Genomic DNA, 25,394 nt, shown 5'->3' with positions numbered 1-25,394 from the left:
GCGCTGGACTGCCAAGGGTGATGCTGGGCAGGCGTCGCCCCCTCCCAGCCCGATGCCCAGCTCCAGCCTGCAGCAGGCCTTCGCACAGCTGATGCAGTCGGCCCCTTCAGCCCTGTTCCCAAAGGCACGCCGCCTCTACCTCAATAAGTTCCCCCTCGACGGGCGGGACAGCACCAGCGCGCTGCGCCTCTTTGTGGCGAACGAGCAGGTGGAGGAACAGATCGAGACGGCCAGCGACAACGCCACACATCGCATCGCAGTGCTGACGATCCGCCCCCTCAAGCTGGCGCTGGTGCACTGGCTCCAAGCAGAGCCCGCCAGCAATGCAGCCGTGGAGGACTACTTCACAAGCCACTGGCAACTGGACACACCCGCCTTAGAGGCCCAGGCAGAAGCATGGTTCCGCGAAGGAGGGCATCTGAGCCTCTTCACAGCTCCTGAGGGCTTGATCTGGGAGCGACGCTCGTCACTCCCGGTCACTTGAGATCAGACACCTGGGGCCTGCAGCGTTGCCTCGCAGAAGGTTGTCCCACAGCCCATCACCCAAGTCGTACCGTGTTTTTGAGCGGTCGGATGTTCAAACTTTCACGAAGGGACAAAGCGCAGGAAAACGAAAGTGGACGCTGGACGAATGCTTGGCAGCGCTAGCCAGGGAATGAGTCTCAACGAGAACAGCCATGTTGCTCCCCCGTATCGAACGCTTCGTGCTGCGCAGCCCCAAAGCCGGCACCTACTTCAGAGTGAACGAGATCGATCAGGGGATCGAGCGTGTGGCGACACCCGAATCTGCCTGGACCTTTCACAGCCACGAAGGAGCCGTCACCCATGCCCTACTCATGGGTCAGGTGCTGGGTGAGACTCCCGACGTGGTGATGATCCGCTGAACTCAGAGCTCGTCTTCGACGTCCGTCTTGACCGTGCAATCGCTGAGGGGATAGCTCACACACAACAGGGCATACCCCTTGGCGATCTGATCGTCGTCGAGAAAGCTCTGATCCGATTGATCGACACTGCCGCTCATGATCTTGCCGGCGCAGGTGCTGCAGGCACCGGCACGGCAGGAATAGGGCAGATCGATGCCCTGTTCTTCAGCGGCATCAAGAATGTACTGGTCATCAGCACAGCTGAAGCTGGAACCACCTTCAATCGCGATGGTGAACGAAGCCATGACAAACCAGGGAGGTCAAACCTTTCTTAGGGAAAGGAACTGAACCTGCCTTGCCTGGTGAGCATCTGCTGACAAGGTCAGCGCTGACCCACGAGATCGTCCCAGGACAGATAAGCCTCAGCAGACATCACCTCAGCCACTTCATCCTGACGGAGAAGGGTCAACGACTCCTTGTCGAGGAAACGATCCCAGCCCGTGTTTGCAACTTCGGTGGGAGCCCACTCCTTCCAGAACGTCATTCCACTACAACGTCAACCTCTGGACAGCTTCAGGGCAAAGAGGCCGTGGCTGCCGTGTCCAGCAATACTGAATGGAGGTAAGGGGTGGCACCCAAGCCATCAGCAGGGCCTGGACTATCACCCTTGAATGAAGTGGCGCAAGCGACGAGCCTCCTGGGCGACTCGCTCCTGCAACTGTTGCTGAGACAAGCGCGACTCCTCCCGCTGCTGGGCAGCGAGAACATCCGCCTCACCAACCTCCAAACCCCGAGCTGCGGCCAGTTCACAGAGCTCCTGCACACCCAAGGGCTGAGCAAGCTGAGCAGCGAGCTGGGCGTCTTCAATCCGCAGGGCCAACAGACGATCCAGATCTTCGAGGGACATCAGCAGCGACGTTCGACCCGCCCGGTCTATCGCATCTGCTGATCGAGCGGACCGCTGCTAAGACGTCTTAAGACCAAGGATGACGTGATGTTGATCCGCCAGCATGCTCCGCTCGTTGGAATGCTCGCCATTGGCCTGACCACAACCCTGATCGGGAGCAGCGTGAAGGCCGCCTGCGCCTTTCTGCCTCCCGTAGGAGGCGACGGGAGCAGCGACATCGTCAAAAAGCGCGTGGGCAAACCCAAACTTCTTGGACGCACCAACTGGAACACCGACTTTGCCGTGAACGGCGTTTACCGCAGCTACAAGCTCTTTTTCACGGCCGATTCCACAGCCAGTGGCACCTACCCGGTGGAGGCCTATCTGAAATTCACCGACGGAAGCAACTTGCGGGTGGTGCAGGAGTCGATGACGCCGCCGATCGGAACTGGTCGCATGTTTGGCCCCTTCAGCGCCCCTGATGGCAAAACGGTGAGCCAGATCAACTTCAAAATCGGAACGGGAAGCGATCCGGATTCCACCGGCTTCAGCTACCGGATCTCCGTTCAGGGCTGCAACTGAGATCACCAACACGATCCTGATTCAGGTCGCGGTCGGCCTCGGATTGTTCCTCCTCGGCATGACCGTGATGACCGAAGGCCTGCGGGCCCTCGCCGGCCGTCGCCTGCGCGCGACGCTGCTCCGCTTTACTCGCACCCCCCTGTCCGGAGCGATCGCAGGGGCGCTGGGCACTGCACTTCTCCAATCCTCGAGCGCAACGACTGTGGCGACCGTTGGCTTTGTCAGCGCCGGGTTAATTCGCTTCGAGTCGTCTCTGGGGATCATCTTCGGCGCCAACATCGGCAGCACCGGTCTTGGCTGGCTCGTGGCCGTGATCGGCCTGAAGCTGAACATCACCAGCCTGTTCACCCCAGCCATTCTGGTGGGTGCCGTTCTGCGCTTGATCGGTCGGCAGCGCACACCAGCCATCGGCTCAGCCCTGGCCGGATTTGGTTTGGTGGTTCTTGGAGTCAGCCAGCTGCAGCAGGCCATGGCCGGCCATGGGCCCCTGCTGACGACCACAGCGCTGGACGGCCTCGACCTGATCAGTCGCTTGCAACTGGTGCTCCTTGGCCTGCTGGCCACGTTGATCACCCAGTCCTCCGGCGCCGGCGTGGCGACCACGCTCACCGGTCTTGCCGCCGGAGCCCTGACCCTTCCGCAGGCCTGCGCTCTGGTGATCGGGATGGATGTGGGCACCACAGTCACGGCGCTGATCGCCAGCCTTGGGGGCAGCCTGAGCGCCAGGCGCACTGGCCTGGCGCACGTGGTGTTCAACCTGGCCACAGCGCTGATGGCGCTCGTCCTGCTGCCGCTCTACCTAAGAGGTCTGGATCTCGCCTGGCCTGGGGGCATGGGTCTGGATGTCCCCTTTGCGCTGACGGCCTTTCACACCGGCTTCAACTTGCTGGGGGTGGTGATCGCCCTGCCGCTGACCAGTCCGTTCGCCGCGTTGATTCGCTCCTTGGTGCCAGAGCACCGCGGCCCAGGGCCCTGGCAGCTGGGGCAACACCCCCCCGCCGATCTCTCCGTAGCGATCAACCTGGCCTTGGCGGCCCAGGGGGCGCTCTGGAGGCAACAGATCCTGCTCTTGATCGACACCCTGGGCGGACAGCCGCCAGAACCGGTGCAACTGCACTTGGAGGATTTGGCGCGGTCCCTGGGCCAAGCGGAGCACTTCCTTGATCAACTCCATCTCGTGAACCTGAATCGCCAACAGGTGGAGGCTCTGCTGCATCTGCTGCATGCCCTCGATCACCTCCAACGGCTGCAGGTTCGGCTGGCGGAACAGGAAAGGACCCAGTGCCTGCAAAGCGCAGAGACATTGGCTGCGCCCCGGCGCATGCTGCTGACGTTGCTCCTGCGCATCCCAGGCGATCTGGACCAGAGACGCTGGCTGGCACTTCAGAAGCGCTGCAGCATGGTGGCATCCCTGCTGGATCGACAACTGGACCAGGAACGGCATGGGCTGATCGCCCGATCGGCTGATGGGCAACTCAGCCTTGAAGACAGCGGCCTCCAGCTCGATGCTCTGCGTTGGGCTCAGCGCGTGGGTCACCATCTGGATCGCCTCAGCGACCACCTGGGAACGGCAACGCTCGGACTGGGCCTCAACGGGGGGAGAAACGCATGAACGGATCCGGCTGGAAGTTGCTGCCCGCAGCCCTGGTGTCGCTGCTCACCGTTCTGTTTCTGGTGCTCTGGCAAGCCCTAGCTCAGCAAACGGCGGTTCTAAAGAGCCTTCAGGAGCAAGTGGAGGCGATCGAACAGCGGGAGGAAGTGAACAACCGCAGGCTGCTGGAGGACCAGATGGGCACCTTGCGGCTCCGTCAACAGAGCCTCGAGCGGCAGTTCAGCGATCTGCTCAAAGCCGTCAAGCAACAACGGGAGCAGGACGAGAAGCAGGCGCGGGAACGCCAGAAAGCGGAGCAACAACCAGAAGCAAACGGTCGCCCGTTTCTCCCTCCACTTCCCCGTCTGGAACTGCCCCTGCCGGCTCCTCAGGAGTAAGCAATCCCCCCTTACCCCTTCACCGCATCGCTGCTGGCGCTGGGCAGGATGTAGCGCTGAAGCAACACGAACAGCACAAGCACCGGCAGGATCGAAACCACAGATCCGGCCGCCACGATGCGCCAATCGAGGGAGAAGCTGCTCGCCAATTGCTGCAGCCCAAGCGGAAGCGTGTAGAGCTGAGGATCATCGAGAATGACCAGCGGCCAGAGGAAATCACTCCAGGTGCCGATGAACACAAACATCGCCAAGGTGATCAGATCGGCCCGGGCTGCAGGAATCATCACGTTCCACCACTCGCCGAGCTTGCTGCAACCATCAATGCGAGCCGCTTCCTCCAGCTCCACGGGTACGGCCAAAAAGCTCTGACGCAGGAGATAGAGCCCAAACGCAGTGGCCGCCTGGGGAATCACCAGGGCCATCAAGGTGTTGCGTAGCCCCAGCTGCACCATCAGGAGATAGAGGGGAATCATCACCACTTGAAACGGAATCAGGATGGTGGCGACCACCAGAGCCAGCACCAGGCCACGACCTGCAAAGCGCATGCGCGCCAGGGGGTAGGCGGCCAGGGAGCAGAACAGCAAATTGGCCACCACCGCCAGCACGCTCACGATCGTGCTGTTCAGCAGATAGAGCCCCAGGGGATTGTCCTGAAAGAGTCGGCGATAGGCCTCCAGGCTGGGCTGCGCTGGAAGCAGGGCTGGGGGGCTGGAGAAAATGTCTTCGGCAGGCCCCTTGAGCGAGGTGCTGACCAGCCAGAGCAGGGGCACCAGCACAACCAGAGCCAACACAATCAACAGCAGAAGCTGAAGCAGCGGAGCGAAGCGGGAGCGCACGCTTGAAGCCATGGATCAGAGGCTGGCCCGGAGTTCGGCGTCGGCGGTGTCCCGCTGGGGATGAATGGCGGAACGGCTGGTTCCGGCCACCAAGCGATTGAGCGCATTCACAAAGGCCTGGGCCGCCGCCACCACCACATCAGTATCAGCGGAGTGCCCCGAATAAAGCTCGCCATCACGGCGCAGTCGAATCGTCACCTCTCCCATGGCATCGATGCCTTCGGTGACCGATTTCACCGAGAACTCCATGAGCTCATTGGGGACCTCCGCTAGGGCATTGAGGGCGCGACACACGGCATCCACAGGTCCAGTGCCGATCGCTGCCGTGGTCTGCTCGCGGCCTTCCTCATCAGCCAGGGTGACGGTGGCCGTTGGCTGAAGGCTGCTGCCGCAGCTCACCTGCACCAGCTTGAGCTGGTAGCGGGCCTCAGGCTGCTGCACCTGCTCGCTCACGATCGCTTCCAGGTCGCGATCGGTGATCTCCCGCTTGCGATCGGCCAGATCCTTGAAACGTGCAAAGGCCTCATCGAGATCCTCACGGCTGAGGTCATAACCGAGCTCCTCCAGACGGGCCCGGACGGCACTGCGACCGCTGAGCTTGCCGAGGGAGATGCGGTTATCGCTCAGACCGACGGTGCGCGCATCGACGATCTCGTAGGTGAGCCGGTTCTTGAGCACGCCGTCCTGATGAATGCCCGACTCATGAGCAAAGGCATTGGCACCCACGATCGCCTTATTTGGCTGCACCACCATGCCGGTGAGATTCGAGACCAGGCGGGAGGTTTTGGTGATCTCCTCGGTGCGAACGGCCGTCAGCGGCGTTGGGGAATCCTCAGGGCGACCGAAGAATGGGTTGTAGTAGCGGCGGCGCACATGCAAGGCCATCACAAGCTCTTCCAGGGCCGCATTACCCGCCCGCTCACCGATGCCATTGATGGTGCACTCCAGCTGCCGGGCACCGTTTTTCACTGCCTCCAGGAAGTTGGCCACAGCAAGGCCTAAGTCGTTGTGACCATGCACCGACAAGACCGCCTCATTGATGTTGGGCACGTGCTGATCGATGCCAGCGATCAGCGTCCCGAATTCTGAAGGGGTGGTGTAACCAACGGTGTCCGGGATGTTGATGGTGCTGGCCCCTGCAGCAATGGCGGCTTCAATCACCTCATACAGGAATTCCGGATCGCTGCGACCAGCGTCCTCGCAGGAGAACTCCACGTCATCAACGAGGGAGCGGGCGTAAGCAACCATCTCGGGAACGATCGCCAGCACCTCTTTGCGGCTCTTGCGCAGCTTGTGCTCGAGGTGGATGTCGCTCGTTGCAATGAAGGTGTGGATACGACGGCGCGGAGCCGGGGCCACCGCATCGGCGCAGGCCTTGATGTCGCCGCGGGACGCACGGGCGAGGCCGCAGATGATCGGGCCCTGATCACCACCCACCTGCTGGGCGATTCGTTGCACAGCAGCAAAATCACCAGGACTGGCGAAGGGGAAGCCGGCCTCGATCACATCCACACCCAAGCGGGCCAGCTGCTGAGCGATGGCCAGCTTCTCTTCAAGGTTCAGGCTGGCGCCTGGAGACTGCTCACCATCCCGGAGGGTGGTGTCGAAGATCAGTACGCGGCCGGGATCCTTGGCCATGGCAGCAGCCTCGACAGGTGTTAGTCGGAGTGACTATGAGTTAGTCCACTCTAAGCGACTGCTCCCGGCCCTACGACTGAAGTCGCGAGTTGACAGTACATTCAATGGCTCTGGATGGATGGAACGTGGCCGAAGGCGCACTGGCCCTGGTTCTCCACGCCCATCTGCCCTATGTGCGCGCCAATGAGCCCGACTCCCTGGAGGAGGACTGGTTTTTTCAGGCGCTGATCGAGTGCTACCTCCCCCTGCTCGAGGTGCTGGAAGCGGCCGCAGCCGATCCGCTGCAGCAGCCCCGGCTCACCATGGGGCTCTCCCCCACCCTGCTGTCGCTGCTAGCCGATCCCACCCTGCGGCAGCGCTTCCCCGCCTGGATCGGCACACGCCAGCAGCTGCTTCAACAAGCTCCTGCCGACCAGCGCGAGGCTGCTGAGCATCTGAGCGCCTGCTTCAGCCGCCATCTCAAACGCTGGACCGCCTGCGACGGCGATCTGATTCCCCGCTTCGCCACCCTGCAACGGCAGGGCGTTCTCGACCTACTCACCTGCGGAGCCACCCATGGCTATCTGCCGCTGCTGCGGGAACACCCTGAGGCGGTGCGGGCCCAGCTGCGCACTGCGGTTCGCGAACACCAAAGACTGATCGGGGAACGGCCCGTAGGCATCTGGCTACCGGAGTGCGCCTACTACGAAGGACTGGATCAATGGATGCGTGACGCAGGGCTGCGTTACGCCGTGCTGGACGGCCATGGTCTCCTGCATGCCAAGCCTCGCCCCCGTTACGGGGTGTATGCACCAATCGTGAGCCGGCAGGGGGTGGCCTTCTTCGGGCGCGACAGCGACGCCACCCTGCCGGTGTGGTCGGCACGCGATGGCTATCCAGGCGATCCGGCCTACCGGGAATTTCATCGAGACCTTGGCTGGGATCTGCCCAAGGAGGACCTCACAACCCTCGGGCTGCCGACCGAACGGCCCTTGGGGCTGAAACTCCATCGCGTCAGCGACCTGCAAGCCCCCCTGGATCAGAAGCAGCCCTACCAACCGCTGGAGGCTGAAGGTCGTTGCGCCATCCATGCCAGGCATTACTTACAAGGACGACGCGCGCAGCTGGAGAACCTGCGAGCCGGCATGGCGATTCCGCCCTTGCTCGTGGCGCCATTTGACGCGGAGTTGTTCGGCCATTGGTGGTTTGAAGGCCCTCGCTTCCTGGGTGAACTGTTTCGTCAGGCTCCGAGCGAGGGCGTGAGCTTCAGCACGCTGCGAGGCGTGCTCAGCAGCCAGCCCAATCTCCAACTGTGCGACCCCTGTCCATCGAGCTGGGGCCAGGGGGGCTTCCACGACTACTGGCTCAATCAGAGCAACGCCTGGATCGTGCCGGAGTGGAGTCGGGCCGGGAGGGCGATGGTGGAGCGCTGCAGCCGTGGCGTTGGCAGTGAGGCCGATCTGCGGCTGCTCCACCAGGCGGGCCGAGAGCTGCTGCTAGCCCAGTCATCCGACTGGAGCTTCATCCTGCGGGCCGGCACCACCACCGAACTCGCCAAGGAAAGGATCGAGCGCCACCTTGAGCGCTTCTGGCGGCTGATGGCAGCGATTGATGGGCGTGAAGACCTGCCCGATCAATGGCTGGAGGAAGTAGAAGCGGAGGATGCCCTTTTCCCCCTGATTCAACCGGCCGATTGGAGGAACGTGGGACGTTGATGCGTCCCAGCCCCCAACACCAACCCCCGCCGCAACTCCCAGGGCGACAGGGCAAACAAACGCAGCATCACCGCCATCAACCTGGGCAACGGCAACGTATTGGTGAGGAAGCCAAACCACTCCTCTCTTGGCAGTGAAAAGAACGTGGCGAAGTGGGTGCGCAGCAAGGCTTCGTTGAAACCCATCAAGCGGCCCAGGCCGAACTGAAAAAGCTGATGGCGCAGCACCAACTCGATCGGCCACAGCGCTTGCCAGCCCCGATGCGCCAAGGCCGCTGAGCCAAGGCTTGGGTTGGCGATGGATTCAGCAATGGCCTGAGCCAGATCAGGCCCCCGCCGCAGCAGCGATCCCACCATGTAGCCCGAGGCTGGGTGCACCATGCTCGCCGCACCACCAAAAGCCAGCAGCGGCTGGCTCCTGTCTGGCAGCGGCAGGTTCATCGGGAAGAGGCAGAACTCCTCATGGATCACCTCGGTGATCGCCACACCGCGTTGATCCAAGCGCTGCTGGAGCCGTTGCTTGAGCACGTCGTAGGGCACCCCCGGTGCCAAGGCGAGCGACGTCTCCTCCACGAAGAACACCCCATCGCCCAGATCCATCGCATACAGGAACGTGGGTGGCTCGCTGCGCTGCTGCTCACTGAGGTGATCACAGCGGTAGTCCATCAACACAAACCGACCCGCCTGGATTGGAGGCTTGGAGAAGCGCCCCACCACGCCGTAGGCCGCCTGGCCGGCCACCGGCCCCTGATCAGGGCGGCGAATGTGGGGCGTGCGCGAGCCGGAGGCATCAATCACCAAGCGCGCCTGCAAGGTGGTGCCCGATGCACAGCTGACGCTGGTGGTGGCACCGGTGACGTCCACCCGTTCGGCCTTGTCTTGGTGCCACACCACCCCATCAGCCCGCTCCAGCCAATAGCGCTGCAAGGCGGCCCGATCGAACAGGCCGTAGTCGTTCCCGTGGGCATGGCTCTGATCCTGAGCCGTTGAGCCGCCTGCGCCGAAATAACTGACGGTGTCGCTCCAGCGGTGCTCCAGCAAGTGCTCGAGACCTACCGCTTTGAGTTCATCGGCCCAGATGCCGTAGGTGTTCGGCCAGGGGGCATCCACCGGATCGGAGGCAATGCCCGCAACAGCCACACCGCGTTGGTTCAGTTCCGAGGCGATGCAGAGGGCGGCAGGGCCGCCCCCGAGCACCAGCACATCCACCAGTTCAGCCAAGGTCAGCTGTCCTGGGGCTCAGCGCTGGCGGCAGCCTCAGCAGCTTCGTCTTCAGTTTCAGCGTCGGTCGCCTCATCAGACTCGGCTTCCGGCGGCACCAACACGACCTCTGAGAGACGATCGCCCTTATCAAGCCGCTGCAGCCGCACCCCCGTGGCCGCCCGTGACTGCTGAGGAATGGAATCGGCGCTGGTGCGCACAATCACGCCCTTCTCGCTCACCAGCAACACCTCTTCGCCGGCACCAAGCACGCGCAGACCCACCAAGGCATCAGCTTCGGTGCGGAACTTCATCGCCCGCAGGCCCATACCCGCCCGCTTCTGAAGGCGGAATTGGGTGACCGGCACCCGCTTACCCAATCCGGAGGCCGAGGCCACCAGCACCCACGGGCCATCGCTGGCAGCGCCAGCCTCATCATCCTCGGAGTCGTCGTCGCTGCTCTGGGCCACCCGATCGGCCAGCTCCACCGGCAACACGTCCATGCTCACCAGGGCATCACCATCGCGCAGATTCATCGAACGCACACCCCGTGCTGTGCGTCCAAGAGGCCGCAGCTCCTCATCGCTGAGGCGGAAATGGATGGTCATGCCAGCTTTGGAGCCAATCAAGACGCTGTCGCCCGGCACAGCCAGGCGCACCCAGGTGAGGGCATCTCCCTCTTCAAGACCGATCGCGATCAAACCGTTGGAGCGGATGTTGCTGAAGGCAGACAGGCGTGTGCGCTTGATGAAGCCGCCCTGGGTGAGCATCAACAGATCGGTGTCGTCGTTGAACTCCGAGACCGCCAGCAGCGAGGTGATCAATTCCTCGCGCGGGATTGGCAGCAACTGCACCACCGGCGTGCCCTTGGCGGTGCGGCTGCACTGAGGCACCCGATACGCCGGCAGGACATAGGAGACCCCCCGGTCACTGAACAGCAGCAGGGTGTCGTGATCGTTGCAGCCGATAAACAGCTTCACGGCCTCCTCTCCCTGGCTACGGGTGCCGGCCTTGCCGCGGGTGCCGCGACTGGTGGCTTCAAACTCGCTCACCGGCATGCGCTTGAGGTAGCCGGTTTCGGTGAGCAGCACCACCGAGCGCTCATTGGCGATCAGGTCGATATCTTCCAGCCCACTAGCGAGATCGAGAATCTCCGTGCGGCGCTGAATCGGGTAGCGCTCACGCAGCTGCGTGAGCTCGTCCTGAATGATTCCGAACACTCGCTCGCGACGGCCGAGGATGTCCTTGTAGTCGGCAATTTTGGTGACCAGATCCTCGTGCTCAAGACGGATCTTGTCCGCTTCCAGGGCCGTAAGCCTGCGCAGCTGCATCTGAAGGATGGCGTCAGCCTGGATCTCGCTTAGGCCATGGCGGTCCTGCAGCTGCTGACGAGCCGTGGCCGTATCGGGAGCAGCCCGGATCAGGGCAATGATCGGGTCGAGCTGATCAAGGGCCAGCAGCAAGCCCAGAAGGATGTGGTCGCGCTCTTCGGCCTTACGCAGCAGGTAGCGGGTGCGCCGCTCAATCGTCTCGACCCGGAAGTCGAGGAACACCTGCAGCATCTTGCGCAAGGTGAGCAGGATCGGCTCCCCATTCACCAGCGCCAGCATGTGAGCGCTGAAATTGCTTTGCAGTGGAGTGAGCTTGAACAGGTTATTCAGCACCACCTGCGGGTAAGCATCACGGCGCAGCTCCACCACGATGCGCATGCCATCGCGATCGCTTTCATCGCGGATATCGGAGATGCCCTCCAATTTCTTGTCATTCACCATCTCGGCGATGCGCTCGATCAGCGCCGCCTTGTTGGTTTGGTAAGGCAACTCGGTGATGATCACCGCGTCTCGATCGGGCCGGCCAGGCACCTCCAGTGTTTCGATCGCCGCGACCCCGCGCATCGTCACCGAACCACGGCCACTGCGATAGGTCTCGCGGATGCCGGAGCGGCCCAGGATCTGACCACCGGTGGGGAAATCGGGGCCCGGAATGATCTGAATCAGAGCGTTGTCATCGAGCTCCGGGTTCTCGATCAGCGCCAAGAGTCCGTTGATGAGCTCAACGAGGTTGTGGGGCGGGATGTTGGTCGCCATTCCCACGGCGATGCCGGCTGACCCGTTGAGCAACAGCTGGGGGATCCGGGCAGGCAGCACGGTGGGCTCCTGCTGGGAGCCGTCGAAGTTGTCGGCGAAATCAACCGTTTCCGCCTCGATGTCCTCCAGCAGGCTGTCGGTGGTGAGCGCCTGGAGCCGCGATTCGGTGTAACGCATGGCCGCCGGCGGGTCGTTATCGACCGAACCGAAGTTGCCGTGCCCATCAATGAGGGGCATCGACATCGAGAAGTTCTGGGCCATCCGCACTAGGGCGTCGTACACCGCCGTGTCGCCGTGGGGGTGGTACTTACCCAGCACCTCACCCACCACACGGGCGCATTTCCTGTAGGGCCGATCGCTCGTCAGCCCCAGCTCGTACATCGCATAGAGGATGCGTCGATGCACTGGCTTGAGTCCATCGCGTGCGTCAGGCAGGGCGCGCCCGACGATCACGCTCATCGCGTACTCCAGATAGGAGCGCGACATCTCGTTGCGCAGATCCGTCTGAATGATCCGACCGTCGGATTCTCCGGGACCGCCGCTGCCGGGCCCCACTGGATCCGCCATAAAAGACCTGATTTGCCTGCAATCAGTTTATCGCGAACGGTTCAGACGTCTTGCGTGAGGGATCGCTACGGAATCAGCCGCAAGAGTCGCCACTGCGGGCAGACGCCTTTAAGCTTCCTGCGCGTGAACCAACGCGGCTGCCATGACGACCGACCCCTCCAGCAGCAGCACCCCAGGGGCGGGCATCGAGCAGCCGTTGCAGGACACAGCCGCCGTGCCGAGCGAGCCAACCCCTTCAAGAACCCCCGAGACAAGCACTGCCAGCGCGAGCGCTGAAGACACGAGCCCCACGATCCTGGGCCAAGAGTCGGCAACTGCCACTGAGCCAGCCGCCAGCATCGAAGCAGCGGTCACACCGGCACCTCTCGATCCGGCCATTGCCAGCCGCGTCACCGTGCCAGCAGCCATGAGCCCCGACCCTGGCCAGGCCGGTCTCGAGAACGGTGAAGGCGGGGAATGGGATCTGCTCAGCGAAAAGCTACGCAGCTGGTGGCAGGAACAGGATCTTGATCATCAATGGCAGCGCCTGCGTCAGCCTCTGCTGCTGGGGGTAGGCCTGGTTGGCTTGATCCTGGTCATGCGGATCTACAGCGGCATCCTTGCGGCAATCGCCACGGTTCCTCTGGCCCCACGCCTGTTCGAACTGGCGGGAGTGAGCTGGTTGGCCTGGTTCTCTGTCACTCGTCTTGTTCGGAGTGATGAGCGGCGCAAGGTGTTCACCGCCGTCAGTGGCCGCTGGCAAGAGTTCCGGGGCGGCGGCAAGGGCTGAGCCCCTTCAACACCGCTTGGTAGCTTGTCTGGATCTTCATTGGCTTGCGGTGAACATTCAGCTCGGTCGCTCCAAGGTTGTCCGCCGGGCCTATGGCATCGACGAGATCGCCCTTGTGCCCGGCGGTCGAACCGTTGATCCCGAGGTCACAGACACCCGCTGGAGCCTGGGGGGCATCGAACGGGAGATTCCGATCATCGCCAGCGCCATGGATGGTGTGGTGGATGTGGACATGGCCGTTCAGCTCTCTCAACTGGGGGCCCTGGGTGTGCTCAACCTTGAGGGTGTTCAGACCCGCTACGAAGACCCGAACGCCGTTCTCGACCGCATTGCAGCGGTAGGCAAGGACGCCTTCGTCCCCCTGATGCAGGAGATCTACAGCCAGCCTGTTCAGGAGAGCCTGATCCGCAAGCGCATCCAAGACATCAAAGCCAAAGGTGGCATCGCTGCGGTGAGCGGCACCCCCGTGGCTGCCATGCGATTCGGCAAAGCAATCGCTGAGGCCGGTGCCGACCTCTTCTTCGTGCAGGCCACCGTGGTCTCCACCAACCACATCGGTCCAGAAGGGCAAGACACCCTCGACCTGGAAGCCCTCTGCCGGGACATGGGAGTCCCCGTCGTGATCGGCAACTGCGTCACCTACGACGTGGCCCTGCAGCTGATGCGCGCTGGCGCCGCCGGCGTGATGGTGGGCATCGGCCCCGGAGCCGCCTGCACATCCAGGGGAGTCCTTGGTGTGGGCATCCCCCAGGCGACTGCCGTGGCTGACTGCGCCGCCGCCCGGGAGGACTACCAGCGTGAAAGCGGCCGCTACGTTCCGATCATTGCCGATGGCGGCATCGTCACCGGTGGTGACATCTGCAAGTGCATCGCCTGTGGAGCCGATGCCGTGATGATCGGCTCACCGATCGCTCGCGCCGAGGAAGCCCCCGGCCGTGGCTTCCACTGGGGCATGGCCACCCCGAGCCCAGTCCTGCCCAGGGGTACTCGCATCAACGTCGGCAGCACCGGCAGCCTGGAGCGCATCCTGCGGGGTCCCGCGAAACTGGATGATGGCACCCACAACCTGTTGGGATGCCTCAAAACCTCGATGGGAACCCTCGGGGCTCAAACCATCCGCGACATGCAACAGGTGGAGGTCGTCGTTGCCCCCTCCCTGCTCACCGAAGGCAAGGTTTATCAGAAAGCCCAGCAGCTGGGCATGGGCAAATAAGCCAACCCCAAAACCAAGAAAGTCGCAAAATAAGACCCGTGCGACACCATCAAGACAAGCGTTAACCTTGCCCTTGTGGGGGCTCCGGCCCACACACTCCTCACACCCCCCGGCCCGACGCGCTCGGGCTTTTTGTCTTCCCCCGGCGAGCATCACAGTTCGCCTCAGTCACCATCTCGGCACTGAATAAATCCGCTGATGGTTGCTAAGTTTCAGTGAAAATCCAGGTCAGATCGAATGTCCAGCGCTGCTGCCGTCACCGACGCCTCCTTCGAGCAGGACGTGCTCCAGAGCGACATGCCTGTGCTGGTCGACTTCTGGGCCCCCTGGTGCGGCCCCTGCCGCATGGTGGCTCCGATCGTCGACGAAATCGCCAAGGAATTCGAAGGCAAAATCAAAGTGTTCAAGCTGAACACCGACGAAAATCCAAACGTCGCCAGCCAATACGGCATTCGCAGCATCCCCACGCTGATGGTGTTCAAGGGCGGCCAGAAGGTCGACACCGTGGTCGGCGCCGTTCCCAAGGCGACCCTCTCCGGCACGATCTCCAAGTACCTCTGATCACTTCCCCATCACCTTGAGGATTGGGCTGATTGATTACGGGATGGGGAACCTGCACTCGGTGCAGACCTCATTCGCACGTCTCGATCAGCCGCTAGGGATGGTCCATGACCCAGACAATCTGGCGTCCTGCGATGCGTTGATCCTTCCTGGTGTCGGAGCCTTCGACCCAGCAATGGCTCAGCTTGAGCAGACAGGCCTCATCCCCCACCTGCAGCAGTGGCACGCCGAAGCGAAACCGCTGCTGGGAATCTGCCTAGGTCTTCAACTCTTATTTGAACGCAGCGAGGAAGGCAGACGCCCCGGGCTTGGCCTGCTGAAGGGCCATGTGAGGCGGCTTCCGGATGATGCCGGAGAGCGCATCCCCCACATGGGCTGGGCACCTCTCCAGGTGTCGCATCCCTGCCCGCTTCTCGGACACGATGACCCAGAGGAATGGATGTATTTCGTTCATTCCTATGCCGCTGCTCCAGAGCAGCCTGAGGTGCTCGCTGCCAGCGCGCCCTTCGGCCGAGGTCAGGCCACAGCCATGGTCTGGAGCGGGCAGCTGGGGGCTTGCCAGTTTCATCCTGAAAAATCAGGTGACGCAGGGCAGCGATTGCTTCAACGCTGGCTGCAATGGCTCGAGCGCAGCGGCCCTTGCCAGGCGTGAAAGGAAGCACAGCCAAGGGTGAGCTGCGACTGAGTGGAGGCCGCCGCCTCAAAAGCCCGAAAGGTGACGGCACCCGTCCCACCACAGGCCTTGTGCGGCAGGCGGTGATGAACATGCTGGCCCCAGAACTCCACGGCTGCCATTGGCTTGACCTCTGCAGCGGCAGTGGCGTGATGGGTTGCGAAGCGATGCTCAGGGGGGCGATGAGGGTGCTCGCTATTGAGAAGAATCCAGGCACTGCAGCAATCTGCCGCGAGAACATGGCGGCCACCGCCACTGGCTTATCGCCATCACCAAGCCACAGCGTGATTTGTGCCGACCTCAGACGCTGGCTTGGCACAGGGCGACCTGAATCTGACCCTGGATTTGACCTGGTGTATTTCGATCCCCCCTACGCCGCGGGGTTGTATGCGCCAGGCCTGGACTTACTGCTCAGAGGTCAATGGCTCCGCGATGGAGCGCTGGTGATCTGCGAACACGCCATACAAGCAATCCCCGAGCTGCCTCAGGGTTGGCAACTCAGGGACCAGCGGCGCTATGGCAACAGCGGACTGCTGCTGATCAGCCCCCCAGGGCACTGCCCCGGCGGTACTGGTTCCAGGCAGCAACAAACAGACCCACCAGGGTGACGGGGATCAGACCCAGAACGATGCCGCAGAGCAGAGGTTCGATCATGTCGTCGCGACCGATGAAAAGATTGAGCACAATTGTTTCATGGCCAGGCCGCGACCGTGACAGCTCCGTCATCAACTGCTGTAGGGCCCGTGGGGCAGAAGCGGGGCCTGATCGCCGCGCTGGTGAGTGTTGCAGCCATGACCTGCATCGTGCTGACCCTCTGGGTGATGGGCAGCGCAGGACGGGATCCCTACGTGCGCGCCACCCTCCAACTCAGTGGTGATGCCGACCATGGCGGCCAGATCTTCCGAATCAATTGCGCCGGCTGCCATGGCCTGGCAGGCCAAGGGCTGGTGGGCCCGAATCTGCATGGCATCGCCGACCGCCGCAGCGACCCCTCACTGATTCACCAGGTGGTGAGTGGCGCGACGCCACCCATGCCCCGCTTCGAAGTCGAACCTCAAACGATGGCCGATCTGCTCGCCCATCTCAAATCCCTCGAATGAGCCCCACCCAACAACTCTGCGTGGTGCTGGTCGAACCCTCAGGACCGCTCAACGTGGGGAGCGTCGCCAGGCTCTGCGCCAATTTCGGAATCCAAGACCTACGCCTGGTGGCACCTCGCTGCTCCAGCGCTGACCCCGAGGCTCAGCGCATGGCCGTGCACGGTCTGGCGGTGCTCGAGCAGGCTCGCTGTTACCCCGACCTGATCAGTGCCCTGGCGGACTGCCGGCGGGTCGTGGCCACCTGCGGACGGCTCGACCATGGCGAGATTCCCTTGCATCCGCCTGAACAGGTGCTGCCCTGGCTGCTGAACGCTCCGGAAGCAGGGGACGGCGACAGCCCGCGGGCGGCGCTGGTGTTCGGGCGGGAGGACCGGGGCCTCAGCAACGATGAGCTGCTGCTCAGCCAGCGGGTGATTCAGCTGCACAGCCACGCCAGCTACCCCTCCCTCAACCTCTCCCATGCCGTTGCGGTGGTGCTCCACGAACTGGAACGCCTACGCCGTGGCAGCGCCCCCAATGACAGCCAGCCCTCACCAGCTGGTCCCAGCGAGCTAGAGCCCTGCCTGAAGGATGCGGAAGCACTGCTGCTGGAGGTTGGCTTTCTCCTGGAGCACACCGCCCATGCACGCATGGCCAAGCTGCGTGGCCTGTTGCAGCGAGCCATGGTCAGGAGCGAAGAGGTCGCTCTCGTCCGCGGCATGGTGCGTCAGCTCCGCTGGGCGATTCACCGGGACCGCTCTTAACCTCGGCAGACCCTTGCAGCCCAACGGTGAGCAGCAGCCGATCCCGTCGCCCAGAAGCTGGCTGGCGCCGCCCCCTCATGCTGCTGGTGCGCCTTATGCTCATGGGCATCGGCCTTGGCGTGATCAGTGGCTCCGCCCTGAAGATGCTCGCCCCCCATGTGTCCCAGGGAGGCACTGGCGCAGGGGCTAGCGGGATGCCCTTACCCGACTGGCTGAACCCCAAGCTCCTGCAGGGGGCGATCAGCACAGGACCCCAGGCCCTTCCAAGCACCACGCGCCGCAGCGGCTTCGCCTCCAGCCTCGGTCGTTTCGAAACCAAAACCGAACTCACAGCCCTCAGCCAACGCTGGCAGGAACTGGCTGCCTCCCAGAAGGATTTACAAGTCAGCGCCTTCCTGCTGCTGCTCGATGACGGCCGCTACGCCCAGCTGAATCCCGACACCGCGCTGCCTGCGGCGAGCTCGATTAAAACCCCGATCCTGCTGGTGGCCCTGGAGTTGCTGGATGCTGGCACCCTCAGCTGGAACGAACCCCTCACCCTCACGAAAACCACCGTTGGCGGCGGCGCTGGATGGATGGCCTCCAAACCGATCGGCACCCGTTTCCCCACCCATGAGGTGGCCACAGAAATGATCCGGGTGAGTGACAACAGCGCCACCAACCTGCTGATCGAAAGGGTCGGCGGCAAGGAAGAGCTCAATGCACGCTTCAACGCCCTCGGCCTGAGCGCCACAGCGGTGAACAACTGGCTTCCGGATCTGGAGGGCACCAACACCACCAGCGCCCGCGACCTGGCCCGCTCCATCGCGCTGGTGGACACCGGCGAAACCCTGGGGCCCAGGAGCCGTGATCTGTTCCGAGAGGTGATGGGCACCTCACGGACCAACCGACTGCTGCCTGGAGGCCTGCTGAAAGGCCTGGGCGGCGAACAGGGAGACCCTGACGACAGCCTGATGATCAAGGGCTATCGGGTATTGAACAAAACCGGGGACATCGGCATCGCCTATGCCGACGCGGGACTGATCGAGCTCCCCGATGGCAGCAGAGCCGTTGCTGCATTTGTGGTGAAAGGGCCTTTCAACGACCCCCGCTCCACCGAACTGATCCGCGAGATGGCCGCTGCCATGGCACCGGTGCTGAAGCCCAAACCACCGGTGGTGCGCAAGCCGCCTAAAACAGGAGCGACCGCCAGCACCACGCCATGACGGCCCAACCGCTGATGTCCTTCGCCGCCCTCAGCCGCACGCTCGCCACAGCTGGCGTTGCAGCTGGCGCAGCAGTCGGCGTAGCAGTCGGCATAGCAACCGCCTTAGCAGTCGGCCCCGCGCTGGCGGGCGAAGACGCCAAGCCGAAGACCGCTGAGATCATCCAGCGCCAGCAGAGCGTTCGCCCCCTGCCTGGACAACTGGATGGGGTGTTGATGGTCAACGACAACAACCCCGAACTGATCACCGGTGAAGGGATCCTGCTTTCAACCTTCCCGGACGCCCCAGGCCTCAATCTGCCTTTGAGCGGTCGCTTTGACATGTTCAGCCACCACGTGTATGCGGGTAAACCGGAGTCGCTCGATTCCACCCTCTGGCTGGCACTGGTAGCGGAGCCGGCAGGGGATGAGCCTGTGACCCTGGAGCTGCTCGGGGGGAGCACCTCCCTTTCCCAGGCCACCCGCAAGGGGCAAACAGCCGCCCCCTTCCTGCCGCTGCCATCGCTGATGGCGGAAACCAGCAGTCCGATCGCGGCAGGGCCTGGCAGCCGCGTGGCCGGGGATCTGCTCCGAGGCAACCAGGCTCAAGAGCTAACGAGCCGCTGGGAGATCAGTCCCGGAGAAGCCAGCCCTCTGGTGGTGCTGCCAATTCCGGTGGCAGGCCTCGACCCTCTGCTCAATGGCCGCAACCTGCAGCTGCGCCTTCGCAGCTCAGCCCCGGTCTACGTCGCCACCCTGGCGGCCTACGGCGAAGGAGCCTCAGCGCCGCCGGTATCCTACTGGCAGTCATTGCTAGACGCTGGCACGCTCAGCCCTAAAGAGCACCGGCCCACGCCGCGGGGAAGCAAGGGAAAGATCATCTATTCCAGGGTCAGCGGCGTCCAGATCGGCAGCCTCTGGCGGGCCACCCTCAGTGATCCCGGCTCCAACAGCCTGATCGTCCAGGACAAAGCGATCTCCTGGCCGATCAGCAGCCTTGAACGTGGCGATCTCGGCACCGGGCAGGTGCAAACCGCAGAGCTCAAGGTGTTCTCGGAAGGCACCGCCTGGGCCGCCCACGGCAACTACGGCGTCGAATACGACCTCACCCTGCCGCTCCACAACCCCGGGCCCGGAAGCCGCAGGGTCGCGATCGCGCTGGAATCCCCCTTCAAGACCGGCAGCACCAGCAGCAGCCTGCGCTTCAAGACCCCGGCCAGCGGTCCTGTGATGTTCAGAGGACCGCTGGAAGTGAGCGGCTTGGATGGGGCCAACGGACGGCCCCTCGGCCGACGGCGCCTGCATCTGGTGCTGCGACAGGGGCAGGAAGGGCCTGTCCTCGGCCAAGTCACCCTGGCCCCGGGCCAGAGCCGCAAGGTGCGGGTCAGGCTGGTGTATCCGGCTGATGCCACCCCACCGCAGGTGCTCACCGTCCTGCCTGTGAAACAATCCATCTCTGTGCAGCGCGTCAGCCCGTGAGTTCAACCCGGAAGCGCAGGGTTTTCCCCTTCACCGCCGTGATCGGCCAGGAGGAGATGAAACTGGCCCTGCTGCTCAACGTGATCGATCCCCGCATCGGCGGTGTGATGATCATGGGTGACCGCGGCACGGGGAAATCCACCACCATCCGTGCCTTGGCGGATCTACTGCCTGGCATCGAGGTGGTAGCCGGCGATCCCTACAACAGCTCGGCCACCGACCCTGACCTCCAGAGCAGCGAGGTGCGCCAGCGCCTGGAGCATGGCGAAAGCCTGACCACCGAAACTCGCCAGGTGCCCATGGTGGACCTCCCCCTGGGTGCAACGGAAGACCGCCTTTGCGGCACCATCGATATCGAAAAGGCACTCAGCGAGGGTGTGCGCGCCTTCGAGCCTGGACTGCTGGCCAAAGCCAATCGCGGCCTGCTCTACGTCGATGAGGTGAACCTTCTCGACGATCACCTGGTGGATGTTCTGCTCGATTCAGCTGCCTCCGGCTGGAACACGGTGGAACGGGAAGGGGTGTCGGTCCGCCACCCAGCCCGCTTCGTGTTGATCGGTTCTGGCAACCCTGAGGAGGGTGAACTACGCCCGCAGCTGCTCGACCGCTTTGGCATGAGCGTGGAGGTGCGCACGGTGCGCGACCCAGAGCTGCGCGTGCAGGTGGTCGATCAGCGCACGGCCTTCGACAGCGACCCCGAGGGCTTTAGCTCCGCGGTGGAAACCAACCAGAACGCTTTGCAGCAAAGGGTTGTTGAAGCGCAGAATCGCTTACCCCAGGTGCAGATCGACGACGACCTGCGCCTGCGCATCTCGGCCATCTGCGGTGAGCTGGATGTCGATGGCCTGCGGGGTGACATCGTCACGAACCGGGCGGCGAGGGCCCTTGCGGCATTCGAAGGCCGTACGGAAGTCAGTGAAGACGACGTGGCCCGAGTGGCCTCCTGCTGCCTGCGTCACCGCCTGCGCAAGGACCCGCTCGAGCAAGTGGATTCCGGCGACAGGGTGGTGAAGGTGTTCTGCAAGGTGTTTGAGCGCGGTGAAGGCAGCGATCGCGGCGCCTTCGAACTGGCCCTGGCGGCCTGAACGGAACCGCCGTCCGACCGATGCGGATCCTCGGTCTTGATCCAGGCCTCGCCCGAGTGGGTTACGGCCTGATCGAGGTCACGGCCCGCTCAGGCCAGGTGCCGGGTCAGCAGCGCATGCTCGACTGCGGCATGATCCGCACCGATCCAGGTCGCTCCGAAGGGGAGCGCATGGTGGAGATCGCCCATGACTTGCGCCTGCTGATCCGCAGCTGGAAACCAGATCTGGCAGCCGTGGAGAAGTTTTTTTTCTACCGCTCCAGCACCACGATTTCGGTGGTGCAAGCCCGCGGAGTCTTGATGATGACTCTGGCCCGCTTCCGGATTCCGGCTGTGGAGTTTCCGCCGATGCAGATCAAGCAGGCCCTCACCGGTCATGGCCATGCCGACAAGGATGAAGTGCTCGAGGCGGTGATGCGCGAACTCGATCTGAGCGAGCCGCCGCGGCCCGACGATGCCGCCGATGCCCTGGCGGTGGCGCTCACCGGTTGGTTCCAGCAATGAGCAACAACCCTGACCAAGGCGGGATCGAGGCATCGGCCCCTGATCGGTCGCTGGAGCTGCTGCCATGAACGGGAGAACTGCGGCTGAAGACAAAGCAGCGCTACGCCAGCAACTGCGGGGACTGCGGCGCGCTGCCCTGACCCAGCAGGGCGATCTTGAGGAGCGGATCCGCCAACAGGTGCAACGGGAGATCGAACGCCGCGAGCACCTGGGACTCCTTCCGGGAGCGGTGGGGCTCTTCTGGCCCCTGGAGGGGGAGGTGGACCTACGGCCGCTGCGGTTCTGTCTGAGTCGCGCGGCCGCGCTGCCCCACGCCGATGGCCAAGGACGCCTGGAGTATCGCCGCTGGGAGAGCGGCCCCCTGGCACGCGACGGTTGCGGCATCCCTGCCCCGGTCGGAACGACTGCGCTAAAGGCGCAGCAGCTGAGCCTGCTGCTCGTTCCCGCCCTGGCGATCGATGAAGCGGGCACCCGCTTGGGCTATGGCGGCGGGTACTACGACCGGCTGCGCGCCCAAGCCGACTGGGGAGCGATTCCCGCCTTGGTGGTGCTCCCTGAGGCCTGCGTCCACGAACAGCCACTGCCACGAGAGGCCTGGGATCAGCCCTTTGATGGCTGGGTCTGCGAAAGCGGCTGCAGGCTCCTTACAAGCTGTTGAGCCGAGGCACCCTGATTCGATCCGTGCCGATCCTGTTTGACAGGATGTGCGCAGTGCATGCATCCGTTGTGTCTCAGGCCAGCCCAATCAGCCTTGCCCAGAGACTTCAGCAGCATGGTCAGGAGGCACCGACCCTCGCGCAGCAGGTGATTGCCCGTGAGTTGGCCGGCCGTCGCGAAGGGAGTCAGGCGCTGGAGATGATGCTGCAGGCAATGGGTTCGATGGTTCAGACACCAAAGGCCAACGTGGCCAGGCGTTGGTCCTCCGGTCGCTAGGCACGGCTAGCCAAGGGCTGCTGGATCCCACAGGATGGGGGCCTCCTTAGCTGCGATTCATGGCCTCCCTGCTGCGCATGAGCCCGCTTCTGGCTCTCGGACTGGCCGCTGCGAATGTGGCCGTGCCTCGCCAGGCCGCGGCCCACGCGATTGAAAGCAGCCTGCACTATCTGAACGGATCGCTCGAACTGAGCAGCAGTTTTTCGAGCGGTGAGCCTGCCAAGGATGCCGTCGTGCGGCTTCTGAAGGCTGATGGCAGCCCTGGACAGGAGCTGGGCCGGATGGGGGAGGACGGACGCCTGGCGTTGACCCTCCCCCCCGATCTGCGGAACGGCCGGGTGGACCTGCAGGTGGATGGCGGCCCTGGCCACCGCGACTACCTGGAACTGCCGGTCCGCAATGGCCAGGTGCAGCTGGATCAGGTGAGCGAACAGCCCCATGGGCACCAGGGACTGTTCCAGTGGGCTGGCATCACGGCCCTACTGGGTAGCGCCGGCTTGGTCGTTAGTGTGCGTCGCTCACGCCGCAGCTCATAAGGCATGAACGGGAAGGAGAGCAGCGAAAGCCGATACGGCAGCGCAAGCCTGGACAAACTGGCAGAACGGCTAAGTGGCACGCCAGACCCACGCAAGCGTTACGAATACGTGCTATGGCTCGCCAAAAAGCTGCCAGACATGCCCCCGGAGCTGCAAACCGACGACCGCAAGGTGCAGGGCTGCGTCTCCCAGGTGTTCATCGATGCCCAGCTTGATGACGGTCGCGTCCTCTGGCAGGGGGCTTCCGATGCCCTGATCACCAAGGGATTGCTCGCCCTCCTGATTCAGGGACTCAGCGGCCTCACCCCGCAGCAGGTGCAGGCGGTCGATCCAGCCTTCATCGCCGCCACGGGACTCCAGGCCAGCCTCACCCCATCCAGGGCCAACGGCTTCCTCAACATCCTGCGCATGATGCAGGCCCAAGCACGACAGCTCGAGACAGGGAGCGACCCCTCCACTTCATAGAGTCGTTGGATCGATAAACGGATCGGACACATCCCCATGGCGACAAGGATCGGCATTGGCCTGTTGGGCCTGGGCACCGTGGGTGGCGGCGTAGCCGAGATCCTGCAGACCCCTGATGGTCGCCATCCACTGGTCGCTGATCTTGACCTGGTGCGCGTGGCCGTACGCGACCTCAATCGCCCACGCCCCGTGGAGCTACCAGCCGATTGCCTGACCACCAACCCCGAGGCGGTGGTCGATGACCCCAATGTCCATGTGGTGGTGGAGGTCATGGGTGGGATTGAACCGGCCCGCACCCTGATCATGCGAGCGATCGCTGCCGGCAAGTCGGTGGTCACCGCCAACAAGGCCGTGATCGCACGTCACGGCGAGGAGATCGCAGCAGCAGCCGCCTCTGCAGGGGTCTACGTGCTGATCGAAGCAGCCGTGGGCGGTGGCATTCCGATCATCGAACCGCTCAAGCAATCCCTCGGCGGCAACCGCATTCAGAGGGTGAGCGGCATCATCAATGGCACCACCAATTACATCCTCAGCCGCATGGCCCAGGAGGGGGCCGACTACGACGCCGTGCTTCGCGATGCTCAGGAGCTGGGCTACGCCGAAGCCGACCCGGCTGCCGACGTGGATGGCCTGGATGCCGCCGACAAGATCGCAATCCTGGCTGGCCTGGCCTTCGGCGGTCCGATCCCCCGTGCCGGAATCCCCACCGATGGCATCAGCAGCCTGCAGAGCCGCGACGTGGACTACGCCACCCAGCTCGACTACGGCGTCAAACTCCTGGCCGTTGCCGAGCGCGCTGACAACACAGACGCTGACAACGCAGACCGTGATGGAGGCCCCTCTCTCCCGCTAGCCGTTCGGGTGCAGCCAACCCTGGTCCCCCTGGATCACCCCCTGGCCGGGGTGCACGGTGTCAACAACGCCATCCTCGTGGAGGGGGATCCAATCGGGCGCGTGATGTTCTACGGCCCCGGAGCCGGCGCCGGCCCCACCGCCTCCGCCGTGGTGGCCGACATCCTCAACATCGCCGGCATCCAACAGCTCAACGACACCGATGGCCAGCTCGATCCTCTACTGGCTGCCAGCAGCTGGCGTGCCTGCCACCTGGTGGAGAGCAGCGCGATCCGGCAACGGAATTATCTGCGTTTCCACACCGACGACACCCCCGGGGTGATTGGCCAAATCGGCACAAGCTTCGGCGATCACGGTGTTTCCATCCAATCGATCGTGCAATTCGATGCCAGCGATGCAGGCGCCGAGATCGTTGTGATTACGCACGAAGTGAGCAACGGCAACCTCGACAAGGCCCTTGCCGCGATCACGGCACGACCGGAGATCCGGGGGATCGCCGCCCATCTGGGCTGTCTCTGAGCGATTCCTGACCGTTGCCGCCGACCCTGGCAGCCACCCCCCTGCATGGGGCAGAGTTGTAAGAACCATCACAGGACAGGTCTGCATTTGCCGATCTGTGCTTCATCCGGTTCATGCCGAACGAATTGATCCACGCCCCGGGGCAACGCTGCATCGCGAACGCGTCGCATTCCACCATGGATCTTCACCAGGGTGACTGCATTCGGATCGACAACACCAACGATCTCTTCCAGGTCATCAGCATCGACGGAGACCACAACCGCTGCTGGGTCCGCCGCTGGCCCCTCCAGCCCAAGGGTGGCTCTGGCGTCTTCGAAATTTCCCTGCAACAGATCACCCGTCCCGAGCCGGCTCTGCCCCACAGCCAGGCTCGGCGCCCTTGAATGGCTGGCAGCTGAAGATCAATCGCCGTGCAGCAGCCGTGCCGCCCTTCCCGCTC

30 protein-coding genes and 1 pseudogene are annotated in these 25,394 nt (G+C 63.5%); 22 read left to right on the top strand and 9 right to left on the bottom strand.

What is annotated here, in order from left to right; all coding sequences use genetic code 11:
* Window positions 1-52: 52 nt before the first annotated feature.
* A complete protein-coding gene (locus tag H0O21_RS08675; RefSeq protein ID WP_185189389.1) occupies window positions 53-484 on the top strand; it encodes a hypothetical protein in 432 nt (143 codons plus the stop codon).
* Window positions 485-677: 193 nt separating this feature from the next.
* On the top strand, window positions 678-884 hold the full coding sequence (locus H0O21_RS08670) for a hypothetical protein (RefSeq protein ID WP_185189388.1): 207 nt from the start codon (window positions 678-680) through the stop codon (window positions 882-884).
* Window positions 885-886: 2 nt separating this feature from the next.
* Here H0O21_RS08670 and H0O21_RS08665 read toward each other — a convergent pair whose 3' ends face one another.
* The 3 genes from H0O21_RS08665 to H0O21_RS08655 form a co-directional block, all read right to left on the bottom strand.
* Window positions 887-1,168: a 2Fe-2S iron-sulfur cluster-binding protein gene (locus H0O21_RS08665; protein ID WP_131454377.1), complete on the bottom strand. Its 282-nt coding sequence runs from the start codon at window positions 1,166-1,168 to the stop codon at window positions 887-889.
* Between the two features lie 77 nt (window positions 1,169-1,245).
* Entirely contained in the window at window positions 1,246-1,407 is a 162-nt protein-coding gene (locus H0O21_RS08660) for a hypothetical protein (protein WP_185189387.1), read from the bottom strand.
* A gap of 117 nt (window positions 1,408-1,524) precedes the next feature.
* The gene (locus H0O21_RS08655; protein ID WP_185189386.1) at window positions 1,525-1,770 is read right to left on the bottom strand and encodes a Nif11 family protein; all 246 of its coding nucleotides are present in this window, start codon (window positions 1,768-1,770) and stop codon (window positions 1,525-1,527) included.
* Window positions 1,771-1,890: 120 nt separating this feature from the next.
* On the opposite strand from H0O21_RS08655, the gene H0O21_RS08650 reads away from it, so the two are divergent.
* Genes H0O21_RS08650 through H0O21_RS08640 form a run of 3 tightly spaced genes read left to right on the top strand, consistent with a single transcriptional unit; the run spans window position 1,891 to window position 4,320 of the window.
* Entirely contained in the window at window positions 1,891-2,331 is a 441-nt protein-coding gene (locus H0O21_RS08650) for a hypothetical protein (protein ID WP_185190953.1), read from the top strand.
* 43 nt (window positions 2,332-2,374) lie between these two features.
* Window positions 2,375-3,943 carry a Na/Pi cotransporter family protein gene (locus H0O21_RS08645; RefSeq protein ID WP_255440954.1) on the top strand — a complete coding sequence of 523 codons (1,569 nt, stop codon included), beginning with the start codon at window positions 2,375-2,377 and terminating at the stop codon, window positions 3,941-3,943.
* Complete coding sequence (locus H0O21_RS08640) at window positions 3,940-4,320, top strand: signal protein (RefSeq protein ID WP_185189384.1); 381 nt, start codon at window positions 3,940-3,942, stop codon at window positions 4,318-4,320. Before H0O21_RS08645 ends, H0O21_RS08640 begins: the two co-directional genes overlap by 4 nt.
* A gap of 11 nt (window positions 4,321-4,331) precedes the next feature.
* Here H0O21_RS08640 and H0O21_RS08635 read toward each other — a convergent pair whose 3' ends face one another.
* Both H0O21_RS08635 and H0O21_RS08630 read right to left on the bottom strand, forming a co-directional pair.
* Window positions 4,332-5,168 (bottom strand): carbohydrate ABC transporter permease, encoded by an 837-nt coding sequence (locus H0O21_RS08635; RefSeq protein ID WP_185189383.1) that lies wholly within the window; start codon window positions 5,166-5,168, stop codon window positions 4,332-4,334.
* A gap of 3 nt (window positions 5,169-5,171) precedes the next feature.
* A complete protein-coding gene (locus H0O21_RS08630; protein WP_131454382.1) occupies window positions 5,172-6,794 on the bottom strand; it encodes a 2-isopropylmalate synthase in 1,623 nt (540 codons plus the stop codon).
* A 104-nt stretch (window positions 6,795-6,898) separates the two neighbouring features.
* Between H0O21_RS08630 and H0O21_RS08625 the strand changes: the two genes are divergently transcribed.
* A complete protein-coding gene (locus tag H0O21_RS08625) occupies window positions 6,899-8,488 on the top strand; it encodes a glycoside hydrolase family 57 protein (protein ID WP_185189382.1) in 1,590 nt (529 codons plus the stop codon).
* Here the strand turns inward: H0O21_RS08625 and crtL are convergent.
* Both crtL and gyrA read right to left on the bottom strand, forming a co-directional pair.
* On the bottom strand, window positions 8,455-9,708 hold the full coding sequence (crtL, locus tag H0O21_RS08620; protein ID WP_185189381.1) for a lycopene beta cyclase: 1,254 nt from the start codon (window positions 9,706-9,708) through the stop codon (window positions 8,455-8,457). The genes H0O21_RS08625 and crtL overlap by 34 nt on opposite strands.
* Window positions 9,709-9,710: 2 nt before the next feature.
* On the bottom strand, window positions 9,711-12,341 hold the full coding sequence (gene gyrA, locus H0O21_RS08615) for a DNA gyrase subunit A (RefSeq protein WP_185189380.1): 2,631 nt from the start codon (window positions 12,339-12,341) through the stop codon (window positions 9,711-9,713).
* Between the two features lie 142 nt (window positions 12,342-12,483).
* Here gyrA and H0O21_RS08610 point away from each other — a divergent pair, with 142 nt between their 5' ends.
* From H0O21_RS08610 to rsmD, 5 genes and pseudogenes are all read left to right on the top strand, one after another.
* Window positions 12,484-13,110 (top strand): CAAD domain-containing protein, encoded by a 627-nt coding sequence (locus tag H0O21_RS08610; RefSeq protein WP_185189379.1) that lies wholly within the window; start codon window positions 12,484-12,486, stop codon window positions 13,108-13,110.
* Window positions 13,111-13,159: 49 nt separating this feature from the next.
* Window positions 13,160-14,323: a GuaB3 family IMP dehydrogenase-related protein gene (locus H0O21_RS08605; protein WP_131454778.1), complete on the top strand. Its 1,164-nt coding sequence runs from the start codon at window positions 13,160-13,162 to the stop codon at window positions 14,321-14,323.
* 237 nt (window positions 14,324-14,560) lie between these two features.
* On the top strand, window positions 14,561-14,884 hold the full coding sequence (trxA, locus tag H0O21_RS08600) for a thioredoxin (protein ID WP_185189378.1): 324 nt from the start codon (window positions 14,561-14,563) through the stop codon (window positions 14,882-14,884).
* A 43-nt stretch (window positions 14,885-14,927) separates the two neighbouring features.
* Window positions 14,928-15,536, top strand: coding sequence for an imidazole glycerol phosphate synthase subunit HisH (gene hisH / locus H0O21_RS08595; protein ID WP_370523019.1), 609 nt, complete (start codon window positions 14,928-14,930; stop codon window positions 15,534-15,536).
* Window positions 15,503-16,084 (top strand): annotated as a pseudogene (gene rsmD / locus H0O21_RS08590) (16S rRNA (guanine(966)-N(2))-methyltransferase RsmD); the annotation flags it as partial. The gene hisH and the pseudogene rsmD, both read left to right, overlap by 34 nt.
* 13 nt (window positions 16,085-16,097) lie before the next feature.
* On the opposite strand, the gene petG reads toward rsmD, so the two are convergent.
* Window positions 16,098-16,211, bottom strand: a complete 114-nt coding sequence (gene petG, locus H0O21_RS13430) for a cytochrome b6-f complex subunit V (RefSeq protein WP_015110794.1) — start codon at window positions 16,209-16,211, stop codon at window positions 16,098-16,100.
* 56 nt (window positions 16,212-16,267) lie between these two features.
* Here petG and H0O21_RS08585 point away from each other — a divergent pair, with 56 nt between their 5' ends.
* The 11 genes from H0O21_RS08585 to H0O21_RS08535 all read left to right on the top strand — a co-directional run bounded on the left by H0O21_RS08585 (window position 16,268) and on the right by H0O21_RS08535 (window position 24,955).
* Window positions 16,268-16,657, top strand: coding sequence for a cytochrome c (locus H0O21_RS08585; RefSeq protein ID WP_185189376.1), 390 nt, complete (start codon window positions 16,268-16,270; stop codon window positions 16,655-16,657).
* Window positions 16,654-17,400, top strand: a complete 747-nt coding sequence (locus tag H0O21_RS08580; RefSeq protein ID WP_131454391.1) for an RNA methyltransferase — start codon at window positions 16,654-16,656, stop codon at window positions 17,398-17,400. The genes H0O21_RS08585 and H0O21_RS08580 overlap by 4 nt, the downstream gene beginning before the upstream one ends.
* A gap of 26 nt (window positions 17,401-17,426) precedes the next feature.
* On the top strand, window positions 17,427-18,605 hold the full coding sequence (locus tag H0O21_RS08575; RefSeq protein WP_185189375.1) for a serine hydrolase: 1,179 nt from the start codon (window positions 17,427-17,429) through the stop codon (window positions 18,603-18,605).
* Window positions 18,602-20,062: a DUF3370 domain-containing protein gene (locus H0O21_RS08570; RefSeq protein ID WP_185189374.1), complete on the top strand. Its 1,461-nt coding sequence runs from the start codon at window positions 18,602-18,604 to the stop codon at window positions 20,060-20,062. The genes H0O21_RS08575 and H0O21_RS08570 overlap by 4 nt, the downstream gene beginning before the upstream one ends.
* Complete coding sequence (bchI, locus tag H0O21_RS08565) at window positions 20,059-21,147, top strand: magnesium chelatase ATPase subunit I (RefSeq protein WP_131454393.1); 1,089 nt, start codon at window positions 20,059-20,061, stop codon at window positions 21,145-21,147. The genes H0O21_RS08570 and bchI overlap by 4 nt, the downstream gene beginning before the upstream one ends.
* Before the next feature lie 20 nt (window positions 21,148-21,167).
* A complete protein-coding gene (ruvC, locus tag H0O21_RS08560) occupies window positions 21,168-21,650 on the top strand; it encodes a crossover junction endodeoxyribonuclease RuvC (RefSeq protein ID WP_131454394.1) in 483 nt (160 codons plus the stop codon).
* A gap of 64 nt (window positions 21,651-21,714) precedes the next feature.
* A complete protein-coding gene (locus H0O21_RS08555; RefSeq protein ID WP_185189373.1) occupies window positions 21,715-22,308 on the top strand; it encodes a 5-formyltetrahydrofolate cyclo-ligase in 594 nt (197 codons plus the stop codon).
* Window positions 22,309-22,331: 23 nt separating this feature from the next.
* Window positions 22,332-22,583 carry a hypothetical protein gene (locus H0O21_RS08550; protein ID WP_185189372.1) on the top strand — a complete coding sequence of 84 codons (252 nt, stop codon included), beginning with the start codon at window positions 22,332-22,334 and terminating at the stop codon, window positions 22,581-22,583.
* 59 nt (window positions 22,584-22,642) lie between these two features.
* On the top strand, window positions 22,643-23,119 hold the full coding sequence (locus H0O21_RS08545; protein ID WP_370523018.1) for a hypothetical protein: 477 nt from the start codon (window positions 22,643-22,645) through the stop codon (window positions 23,117-23,119).
* A 3-nt stretch (window positions 23,120-23,122) separates the two neighbouring features.
* Window positions 23,123-23,584 carry a SufE family protein gene (locus tag H0O21_RS08540; RefSeq protein WP_185189371.1) on the top strand — a complete coding sequence of 154 codons (462 nt, stop codon included), beginning with the start codon at window positions 23,123-23,125 and terminating at the stop codon, window positions 23,582-23,584.
* 36 nt (window positions 23,585-23,620) lie between these two features.
* Window positions 23,621-24,955, top strand: coding sequence for a homoserine dehydrogenase (locus H0O21_RS08535; protein ID WP_185189370.1), 1,335 nt, complete (start codon window positions 23,621-23,623; stop codon window positions 24,953-24,955).
* 68 nt (window positions 24,956-25,023) lie between these two features.
* On the opposite strand, the gene H0O21_RS13655 is transcribed toward H0O21_RS08535, so the two are convergent.
* Entirely contained in the window at window positions 25,024-25,317 is a 294-nt protein-coding gene (locus H0O21_RS13655; protein ID WP_185189369.1) for a hypothetical protein, read from the bottom strand.
* Window positions 25,318-25,394 lie beyond the last annotated feature (77 nt).

It is taken from the genome of Synechococcus sp. HK01-R, assembly GCF_014217855.1.
GTDB lineage: Bacteria > Cyanobacteriota > Cyanobacteriia > PCC-6307 > Cyanobiaceae > Synechococcus_C.
Note: the sequence above shows the minus strand (reverse complement) of the source record. Positions and strands in the feature narration are given on the sequence as shown.

Excerpts from the sequence above, each read along its gene's own strand:
- H0O21_RS08555 (WP_185189373.1), top strand. The coding sequence starts at position 21,715 with ATGAACGGGAGAACTGCGGCTGAAGACAAAGCAGCGCTACGCCAGCAA.
- ruvC (WP_131454394.1), top strand. The coding sequence starts at position 21,168 with ATGCGGATCCTCGGTCTTGATCCAGGCCTCGCCCGAGTGGGTTACGGC.
- trxA (WP_185189378.1), top strand. The coding sequence starts at position 14,561 with ATGTCCAGCGCTGCTGCCGTCACCGACGCCTCCTTCGAGCAGGACGTG.
- gyrA (WP_185189380.1), bottom strand. The coding sequence starts at position 12,341 with ATGGCGGATCCAGTGGGGCCCGGCAGCGGCGGTCCCGGAGAATCCGAC.
- H0O21_RS08670 (WP_185189388.1), top strand. The coding sequence starts at position 678 with ATGTTGCTCCCCCGTATCGAACGCTTCGTGCTGCGCAGCCCCAAAGCC.
- H0O21_RS08545 (WP_370523018.1), top strand. The coding sequence starts at position 22,643 with ATGGCCTCCCTGCTGCGCATGAGCCCGCTTCTGGCTCTCGGACTGGCC.
- H0O21_RS08570 (WP_185189374.1), top strand. The coding sequence starts at position 18,602 with ATGACGGCCCAACCGCTGATGTCCTTCGCCGCCCTCAGCCGCACGCTC.
- hisH (WP_370523019.1), top strand. The coding sequence starts at position 14,928 with ATGGGGAACCTGCACTCGGTGCAGACCTCATTCGCACGTCTCGATCAG.
- H0O21_RS08640 (WP_185189384.1), top strand. The coding sequence starts at position 3,940 with ATGAACGGATCCGGCTGGAAGTTGCTGCCCGCAGCCCTGGTGTCGCTG.
- H0O21_RS08660 (WP_185189387.1), bottom strand. The coding sequence starts at position 1,407 with ATGACGTTCTGGAAGGAGTGGGCTCCCACCGAAGTTGCAAACACGGGC.
- H0O21_RS08635 (WP_185189383.1), bottom strand. The coding sequence starts at position 5,168 with ATGGCTTCAAGCGTGCGCTCCCGCTTCGCTCCGCTGCTTCAGCTTCTG.
- petG (WP_015110794.1), bottom strand. The coding sequence starts at position 16,211 with ATGATCGAACCTCTGCTCTGCGGCATCGTTCTGGGTCTGATCCCCGTC.
- H0O21_RS08610 (WP_185189379.1), top strand. The coding sequence starts at position 12,484 with ATGACGACCGACCCCTCCAGCAGCAGCACCCCAGGGGCGGGCATCGAG.
- H0O21_RS08630 (WP_131454382.1), bottom strand. The coding sequence starts at position 6,794 with ATGGCCAAGGATCCCGGCCGCGTACTGATCTTCGACACCACCCTCCGG.
- H0O21_RS08540 (WP_185189371.1), top strand. The coding sequence starts at position 23,123 with ATGAACGGGAAGGAGAGCAGCGAAAGCCGATACGGCAGCGCAAGCCTG.
- H0O21_RS08650 (WP_185190953.1), top strand. The coding sequence starts at position 1,891 with ATGCTCGCCATTGGCCTGACCACAACCCTGATCGGGAGCAGCGTGAAG.
- H0O21_RS08580 (WP_131454391.1), top strand. The coding sequence starts at position 16,654 with ATGAGCCCCACCCAACAACTCTGCGTGGTGCTGGTCGAACCCTCAGGA.
- H0O21_RS08665 (WP_131454377.1), bottom strand. The coding sequence starts at position 1,168 with ATGGCTTCGTTCACCATCGCGATTGAAGGTGGTTCCAGCTTCAGCTGT.
- H0O21_RS08535 (WP_185189370.1), top strand. The coding sequence starts at position 23,621 with ATGGCGACAAGGATCGGCATTGGCCTGTTGGGCCTGGGCACCGTGGGT.
- H0O21_RS08655 (WP_185189386.1), bottom strand. The coding sequence starts at position 1,770 with ATGTCCCTCGAAGATCTGGATCGTCTGTTGGCCCTGCGGATTGAAGAC.
- H0O21_RS08675 (WP_185189389.1), top strand. The coding sequence starts at position 53 with ATGCCCAGCTCCAGCCTGCAGCAGGCCTTCGCACAGCTGATGCAGTCG.
- H0O21_RS08625 (WP_185189382.1), top strand. The coding sequence starts at position 6,899 with ATGGCTCTGGATGGATGGAACGTGGCCGAAGGCGCACTGGCCCTGGTT.